Genomic DNA, 7,271 nt, shown 5'->3' with positions numbered 1-7,271 from the left:
CCAGAACAGCCTTCGTCTCCGGGTTCACCTCTTCTTTTCCCGCTACGATGAGACGCGACACCATGTAGTCGACGATTGGCCGGAAGGGTTCCATCAGGTCGTCGACTAGGCACATCGGATTATTGCGATTGCTGTGGTGCAGACCGACTGATGGGTGAAGCCCAGCGGATGTTACCGCGCGCGCCACGCCAGCGCGCAACACCGTGTACCCATAATTGAGCATCGCGTTCGCACCGTCGGAGCGCCGATCACGGCGGAAGTCATCGCCCATGAGTAGTGGCCAATAGCGCCGCGCCGCCTGTGCCTCGATGTTCTCCGGGTCGCCCGACTTCACCTTTCTTGCGAGAAGGTCGAATGCGCCATCTGGCTTTCCGAGCCGTTCAAGGACTGCGCGTTGTTGCTCGATTTTTGCGCGAACAAGCGCCTGCCAAAGCCTTTTTCGGAGCGGTGCCCCTGCCTCCAGCTGCTGGCGCATTCTGAGGCTTTGGACATGGTGGCCGTCCATTGGCCAGAGCCAGGCAACCGGCATGTGGTTTGGACCGCAGAGGACAACGGCCGCGCCTCGCTGCGCAAGCTCGACCATAAGATTATTGGAATAGGTCAGTCCATGCGCGTGCGCGAGAAGGACACCGATATCGTCCAGGGGCACACGCCCTACTTCCTCTCCTTTTGATGAGACGGTCAGAAAGCCACGAGAGACGGCGAGGTGCCGGTCATCCGCGGCGATCTCGACCACCCGGCCGATCACGCGGCTTTTCCTCCCGATTTGGCCTGCTGCGGCCCTGGGTCGGTCAGCCGGCCGATTTCGTCAACGCCTACCTTTCTCAGACCCATCGATTTCAGCACGTTTGCGGATTTTTCTAGATACTTGAAAGGGTCCTCTTTGTCGGCGTCGCGAGACTTGAGCGCGCCGGCTTCGAAGTGGTCTGCAAGGGTAATTTTTTGGCCGCTAAGCTTAACTACTCTCAGCACCCGACGTTGCCCGCCGTCATCGACCGCAACAAGGTCGTCGATATGGAGCCTCATCACTTTCCGTGCAGCCGGGTGTGGCCGGAAGTCTGCCGAGTTGAAGCCAGGCTGGTTGGCGTCAAATCGACGAATGACCACCGAGACCCAGTTTCCGTTCGGCAGTTCGTAAACTTCGTTGAATGCGTTGCCGTCGGGTTTGTAGGCTTTATAGGGTTTCCCGGTTTTCCTGTCTTTGATGGGAACGACGCCGAGTTCCTCGCACATGCGGACGCGCCGCACCTTCACCTTTCGTCCTCCAAGCTCAATGCCCTTTGTGGCGGCCATTTCGGCAAAGGCCATTGCAGGGTTTTTCGGCTTGCGCCGGCTATCCGCATCATCGGAATTTGAAGCTGCAGGCGGAGCGGCCTTAAACGTCTCCCACGCGGCAGTCAGAGCCTCACGCAGCGCCGCGTCTCGGATGCCCTCTAATCCCTTGTCCATATCCTTAGGCGTGGTGAAGCGAGAGAGCGGGGTGCGTGAAACGACGATCGTATTGCCGTTCTTGCCCGGTCCTACTATCCCGTAGGCTGTGTCATTGTGCAGCGCGCCCGTCGTCTTGCCTTTGCTCCCGGGGGTGCCGTGATCGGCCTTGTGCGACACGGTGAGGCGTGCGAGCTGCTTGCGCAGTTCTTCACGGTCGAAATCATCCCAAGGGTCAGGGACGGCATCCACGAGGCGCTGGCGTTCCGCGTCGTCATTGAGGTCGGCAAGGCGCTTCAACAGTCCTTGCGTCGTGTTCGCCACGACGAAGGCGTCGAGCGCATGATGCCTATGATCGTTCCTGTTCTTTCTCGGCACTTCTTCGCCGCCGGCCAGGTTGTGGTCCGGAAGCAACGCCGATAGACCCCACTTTCCCCGCAGCATGGCGGTCAGCCTGCCTGGGATGGCGCGGACCCGCATTCGCCCCTCTTCCTTTTCGTTGTAGAGGTTCGACAGATAGCTCCGCGCAATTCTGGACAGATATTTCGTCTCGTTGAGCTGCCGGTCGAGGAAGTCTCGCTCATCATTATTAAAGCGGTCCATCGCATCCGGGTGGAAGCGCCAACGCTTGTTTGCCGGAAGGTTGTCCGCTCGGAACAGGATGTCGTCATAGACGTATTTCCTGCCGGCGATTGTCGGGTCCGTGTGAAATGCGTCATAGGGTGAGCGGTCGCGCTTGGCCCGGTTCGCCTCAATCAGGCAGAGGACCTTGTTTGCCATCGAGTCGTCGAGCGTCTTGGAGAAGGGAAGAATGTGCTCGATTTCGGTAGCCGCCGAGATTGCCATTTCGAAGGAGATTGGTTGTCCGGTAAAGGGACAGAGATTTGCCGTTCCCACCTTCTGCTCTTCCCACAGGCGCAGCTTCCGCAGCAGGTGGGGCGAAGGTGCTGTTCCCGCGGCTCGAATCTGTTCTTCTCGCCGGCGGTTTGCCGCTTCGTTCTCGCTGTTCTTCTTCCGCTCTTTGTCCTTGTCTTCCTTGCTCATTTTCAGTTCGCGAGCCAGCTCGATCACGATCTCTTCCGGCTTACCGTGAACCTCGATCAAACGGTTGACCAGACGGCGTATCTGGTTAAGGCCGATATGAACCGTCGGGTTGGCGAGGCGGCCCCAATGTGCCACTTCGTTCTCTCTGGGTGCTGACGGGTCAGCGCCTACGCAGTGCCGCGCCAGCACTTCGCCATAGTATGGGAGGGTGTCGCGCGCCTCGTCCGGCCGGAAATCTGAATGGTGGCCATATTCGGGTACCTGCTCGACGGCCTCCGCATAATTGAGCCCCTGGTCTTCCATGATAGGCAGCAGCTTAGCGATGGCCTTTTCGCTGAGGCGGGAATAACCATCTGGCAGCGACTTACCGGCTAGCTTCTTTGCGGCAGCTTCCGAGAGCCCCCACTGCAACTGAGCAATTCGCTCGATCTCCTCCGGTTTTTCCGTGTCAAGGAGAGTGCGGACAATGCCAGTCCGCTCCTCAGCGGATAGGTTGAACCATGTGTCCCCGAAGATCTCTTTGTGCGCCAGCCTCGCCGCCGTCTCTTCACCCTTGATGGTGCTTCTGTGATCGTCGAACAGATTGACAGTTGAGCCGGAAGGCAGCTTCAGGAGCTTGAGCATGGCGTCGAGTTTGAGCTCCTTCTTTTTCCGCAAATGGCCAAGGACCTTGTCTCGCTCTTCGAGCGTCAGCCGCCGTGCCGGCGATCCGGGGGATGTCATGCGGAGGTTGTTTGCCTCCTGCACCATGCGGAATTCCTGGGTGAGCGGCAGCGCACGGTGTGCCCGTTTTTCCCCCGCTTCAAACAGGCACCAGCCCGGGTCGACTGGCTTTAGAGGACGCTGGAAGAAAATGATGTCTTTCAGTGCGTCCCATTGTTCAATGGTGAGGGAGTGGTGCGAATTCTGCCGCTGGCGGATTAGGTCGAACTCGTGCTCGTACATGGCGCGTTCGGGATAGAAGCCGGCTTCCGGCCTTGCGCGAACCATGCGTCCTTTCAGGTGCCTTTTGTGCAGAAATTCGCCTAGCGTGCGCGCCCCGGACGTCTCGATCCGTGCTCGCAGCTCGCTGATACGCTCCTTCACAATGCCGGTTTCGTTATCGTCGCTGTCCGTCTTGCGGTTCGACTTGAAGCCGCGGCGCTGATTGAGATGGAAGAGAGCCCTGCCGAGTTCGTGGGGCGAGAGAGCGCGGTCGAGAGCCGCGGCACGGAGCTCGTAGGGGTCTAGTGCCTCTAGCGCCTTTCGTTCGCCCTCGTCGCCAGGCATAAGGCCGAAGGCGATGAGGTGGTTCATGAGGTCGGAACGGCGGTCGAGATAGCGGTCCCGCCGGCGTCTCATGCCGCGGGGGACGCGCCGCTGTACAGCAAGCGATGTGCCGTCTTTCGGGTTGCGACCGTCACTGAAGATGCGGACACCGCCCCCTAGGGACCCACACGCGCGTCCCGCCTTATCTAGCTTCACCATCCACCAGCCGATGGAATTGGTGCCCAGATCGAGTCCTAGTCTGTACGGCATGGTTTAGCCCTCCCATGCGAATAGTCAAAACCATGTTGTTATGGGAATCAATGTTCGCTAAGATGCCTCGTCAGCCGATTGAATATTTAGCCGATAGGAAATCGTGGACCGTCAGCGAAGACCTCCGGGTCTAGCAGCCGTTAACAAGCCTTCAGGGCACAAAATCACAGGGCGGGCTTCGGCCTGCCCTTTTGCTTTAGGAAAAGGCGCCCGGCACGTTTCCTGCTCCCCATCTCTCTAAATTGGCATTGCTACCCGCTTTTGGGCGGGTGCCGTGTCGTAACGGGTCAGGGGTGTTGCAGAATGATGCAGATGCTTTCTTTTTCGCGCCGTCAGTGGATGGTTTCGGGCGGGACGTTCGGGCTGATGGCGGCGGCTGTTCTTTATGTTCTCATTGGCGCGACGCCGGCTCATGCCTGTGCGAGCGGCAATTACAACTTCAATGAGAACTACAACTTCAACAGCAACACGAATTACAATTCGAATTCGACGACCGTCACCATTCGCCGCAGCGTTTCGTCCTGAGGCGGAGCGTTTCTTCAGAAGGGCGCGGGGTCGTTGAAGCGGCAGAGGCGCCCGTCTGAGGGGTGGTGAAGTTCCAGCGCCTCAGCGTGAAGTTGCAGCCGGTCTGCCGCCGCAAGAGCCGGGCCGGGTGCGTAGAAGCGGTCGCCCAGTATCGGGTGGCCGAGGCTCAGCATATGGACGCGCAGCTGATGGGAGCGGCCGGTGAGCGGCGTGAGTTTGAGTCGCGTTACTTCTGCTTCCCGCGCGATCACCTGCCAATCCGTTTGCGCTGCGCGGCCTGAGACGAAATCTACTTTTTGCTTTGGCCTGTTCGGCCAGTCGGTTGCGAGCGGCAGGTCGATGGTGCCGCTCTCACCCGCGACATGCCCCCAGACGCGGGCGATGTAGGTCTTCTTCAGTTTTCGCCGTTCGAATTGCAGGCCGAGATGGCGCTGCGCCTTTGCATTCATGGCCATGACGACAATGCCCGATGTGTCGCGGTCGAGGCGGTGCACCAGCAGCGCCTGCGGGAAGCGGGTTTTCGCGCGCGCTTCGAGGCAATCCTGATGCCCGGCTGGTTTTCCGGCCACGCAGAGAAGGCCGCTCTGCTTTGAGAGCACCAGCAGATCCTCATCGCGGTGCAGGATGGTGAGCCAGGGGTCCTGCGGCGGCTGATAGTCGAAAGGCGCGGGAGTGTCAGACAAATTGTCAGTCCCCGGAGGAGAGGTCGGTAGAGGCGGCGCGGATCATCTCGCGCTTCGCGTCTGCGGAAAGTTTCTTTACCGCGTGTTCGGCACGCAGGGCTTCCGAGCGAGTGGCGAGGGGTTGCACGAGAAGGATGCGTTCTGGCGGGTAGCTGCGGGTAAATTTGGCGCCGCGTCCCGCCTGATGCGCGCGAAAGCGTGCCTCCACATCCCGGGCGATGCCGGTATAGAGCCGTCCGCCCGCACATTCGAGAATATAGAGGTGCCAGCCACCCTCGTGGCCCGCCTTGCTGTCTTCCGTCACTGGATCATTTTTCCCTTCGATCTCGCCCCCGTCCTCCGCTAGCATCATAGCGGTTCATAACAGCTCTTGGGGAGGAGCAGCGGGGATGAACGAAAACAGCACTCTCAGGTATCTGGGTGAGGCTTATCGCGGCGTGCGCAACCATCTGGAGTCCCTCTGGACTTTTCTTGGAAGCGAAGCCGCCATGCAGGTCGGTGCGGTGGTGGCTGCGCTTCTTTTCACGGCCTATGCGGTTGCGGTTCTGATCGGCACCACACGGGATTTCGTGTCGGCGCTTGGAGCAGCGTTCCGGCGGACCTGACCTTCCGGGCGCAGTGACGCGCTGCCGGAAAACGTGTTAGATGCTTGCAAATCAAGGTGTTCGGCAGCAAGCATATGAACAAGAGACGGAGCGGCGCTTTGCGCGGCCTCGCGCAGGTTGGTACGCGCAAGAAGCCCGAAGGCAGCACGCTGGGCGACATCCTCGAGACGCTTGGCGACAGGAGCTTCGGCTGGGGGTTCATGCTGGTCGGCATTGTGAACCTGCTGCCCCTGCCATTCGGCTCAAACGCCATTCTCGGCATTCCCGCTCTTTTTGTGGCGACGCAGTTGATGCTCGGGCGGCGGACGCTCTGGTTGCCCGACTTCATGACCAGGCGATCCATCTCGCAGAAAAAGTGGCGCGCCGGGGCGCTGAGTGCCTTGCCTGTCGCACGACCGCTCGCGCGGCTGACGCGGGAGCGCTACACCCGCGTTTTCCGGGGAGGGGCAGAAAAACCCTTCGGCTTACTGATGCTCGTCACGAGTCTCGTGCTCTGCCTGCCTCTGCCGCTGACGGGCTGGCTTCCGGCCATTGCCTGTTTCGTGGTCGGGATCGGGCTTGTGGAGCGCGATGGCGTGATTGTGACATTGGGCGGTGTGATTGCGCTTGCCGCCATCACCGTTGCCGCCACCATGGCTTTCGCAATCTATGCAGGCTTCCTGCTCGCGACGGGCTGAGCGCGCTCACCGACCCAGATCATATTGTCCGCCGCGCTCGATCCCGCGCTTGTAGGCGTCGCGTGCCTGCACCCTCTGGAGATAGGCATTGAGCCTCGGATAGGGCGCGAGCAGGCCGAGTGTTTTTGCGGCTTCCAACACGAAGGTGATCTGCACATCCGCTCCGGTGAGGCCTGAGCCGACAAAAAAGTCGCGCGCGCCGAGTGCGTTTTCGAGATAGCCGAAATGGTTTGCGACTTCGCTTTCAAGCCGCGGCTGAAGCGGCTTGCCGGCCTCGCCAAGTCGCATGAGATACATGGAGAGCATCACCGGCAGCATGGCGGAGCCTTCTGCGTAATGCATCCAGTGCAGATAGGTGACGTAATCGGGCGACGCCTCATCGGGCATCAACGCGCCCTTGCCATATTTGCGGATCAGGTAATCCACGATCGCGCCCGACTCCGCGATGGTGAGGCCATCATCGGTGATGACGGGTGACTTGCCGAGCGGGTGAACCTTTTTCAGCTCTTCCGGTGCAAGGTTTGTCTGCGGGTCACGCTGATAGCGTTTGATCTCGTAATCGAGACCCAGTTCCTCCAGCAGCCAGAGAATGCGCTGGGAGCGGGAATTGTTCAGGTGGTGAACCGTGATCATGGGGCGTCTTTCAGGATGTGTGCGCTATGCAGCTTTCAGCGCATGAACGCTAGAGAACTTCCTTTCATCCGTCCAGACACGCATGGTTCCATGGTCGTCTTCCTTGCGCCCGCGACAGGGAAGGGGCGCCAAACAAAAAAGGCCGGGCTGTTCGCCCG

General features: G+C 60.0%; 8 protein-coding genes. 3 read left to right on the top strand and 5 right to left on the bottom strand.

What is annotated here, in order from left to right; all coding sequences use genetic code 11:
• Both cas1 and cas9 read right to left on the bottom strand, forming a co-directional pair.
• Positions 1–748 (bottom strand): type II CRISPR-associated endonuclease Cas1 (cas1, locus tag WBF74_RS13005; RefSeq protein ID WP_424440593.1); only part of this gene is annotated, 748 nt, incomplete at its 3' end.
• Entirely contained in the window at positions 745–3,990 is a 3,246-nt protein-coding gene (cas9, locus tag WBF74_RS13000; protein ID WP_424440591.1) for a type II CRISPR RNA-guided endonuclease Cas9, read from the bottom strand. The genes cas9 and cas1, both read right to left, overlap by 4 nt.
• A gap of 312 nt (positions 3,991–4,302) precedes the next feature.
• On the opposite strand from cas9, the gene WBF74_RS12995 reads away from it, so the two are divergent.
• Complete coding sequence (locus WBF74_RS12995; protein WP_424440589.1) at positions 4,303–4,515, top strand: hypothetical protein; 213 nt, start codon at positions 4,303–4,305, stop codon at positions 4,513–4,515.
• Between the two features lie 14 nt (positions 4,516–4,529).
• On the opposite strand, the gene WBF74_RS12990 is transcribed toward WBF74_RS12995, so the two are convergent.
• Both WBF74_RS12990 and WBF74_RS12985 read right to left on the bottom strand, forming a co-directional pair.
• Positions 4,530–5,198, bottom strand: coding sequence for a pseudouridine synthase (locus WBF74_RS12990; RefSeq protein ID WP_424440587.1), 669 nt, complete (start codon positions 5,196–5,198; stop codon positions 4,530–4,532).
• 4 nt (positions 5,199–5,202) lie between these two features.
• The gene (locus tag WBF74_RS12985; RefSeq protein ID WP_424440585.1) at positions 5,203–5,550 is read right to left on the bottom strand and encodes a GIY-YIG nuclease family protein; all 348 of its coding nucleotides are present in this window, start codon (positions 5,548–5,550) and stop codon (positions 5,203–5,205) included.
• 37 nt (positions 5,551–5,587) lie between these two features.
• Here WBF74_RS12985 and WBF74_RS12980 point away from each other — a divergent pair, with 37 nt between their 5' ends.
• Together WBF74_RS12980 and WBF74_RS12975 are read left to right on the top strand one after the other, a co-directional pair.
• Positions 5,588–5,803: a hypothetical protein gene (locus WBF74_RS12980; RefSeq protein WP_424440583.1), complete on the top strand. Its 216-nt coding sequence runs from the start codon at positions 5,588–5,590 to the stop codon at positions 5,801–5,803.
• A gap of 74 nt (positions 5,804–5,877) precedes the next feature.
• Positions 5,878–6,480, top strand: coding sequence for an exopolysaccharide biosynthesis protein (locus WBF74_RS12975; RefSeq protein ID WP_424440581.1), 603 nt, complete (start codon positions 5,878–5,880; stop codon positions 6,478–6,480).
• Positions 6,481–6,486: 6 nt separating this feature from the next.
• Here WBF74_RS12975 and WBF74_RS12970 read toward each other — a convergent pair whose 3' ends face one another.
• The gene (locus tag WBF74_RS12970; protein ID WP_424440579.1) at positions 6,487–7,113 is read right to left on the bottom strand and encodes a glutathione S-transferase family protein; all 627 of its coding nucleotides are present in this window, start codon (positions 7,111–7,113) and stop codon (positions 6,487–6,489) included.
• Positions 7,114–7,271: the final 158 nt, after the last annotated feature.

It is taken from the genome of Parvibaculum sp. (assembly GCF_049672805.1).
In the GTDB taxonomy this organism is placed as follows: domain Bacteria; phylum Pseudomonadota; class Alphaproteobacteria; order Parvibaculales; family Parvibaculaceae; genus Parvibaculum.
This window is presented reverse-complemented; position numbering and strand designations above follow the sequence as displayed.

Bases quoted from the DNA above. Each gene is read 5' to 3' on its own strand.
- WBF74_RS12995 (WP_424440589.1), top strand. From the start codon at position 4,303: ATGCTTTCTTTTTCGCGCCGTCAGTGGATGGTTTCGGGCGGGACGTTC.
- WBF74_RS12980 (WP_424440583.1), top strand. From the start codon at position 5,588: ATGAACGAAAACAGCACTCTCAGGTATCTGGGTGAGGCTTATCGCGGC.
- WBF74_RS12985 (WP_424440585.1), bottom strand. From the start codon at position 5,550: ATGATGCTAGCGGAGGACGGGGGCGAGATCGAAGGGAAAAATGATCCA.
- WBF74_RS12975 (WP_424440581.1), top strand. From the start codon at position 5,878: ATGAACAAGAGACGGAGCGGCGCTTTGCGCGGCCTCGCGCAGGTTGGT.
- WBF74_RS12970 (WP_424440579.1), bottom strand. From the start codon at position 7,113: ATGATCACGGTTCACCACCTGAACAATTCCCGCTCCCAGCGCATTCTC.
- cas9 (WP_424440591.1), bottom strand. From the start codon at position 3,990: ATGCCGTACAGACTAGGACTCGATCTGGGCACCAATTCCATCGGCTGG.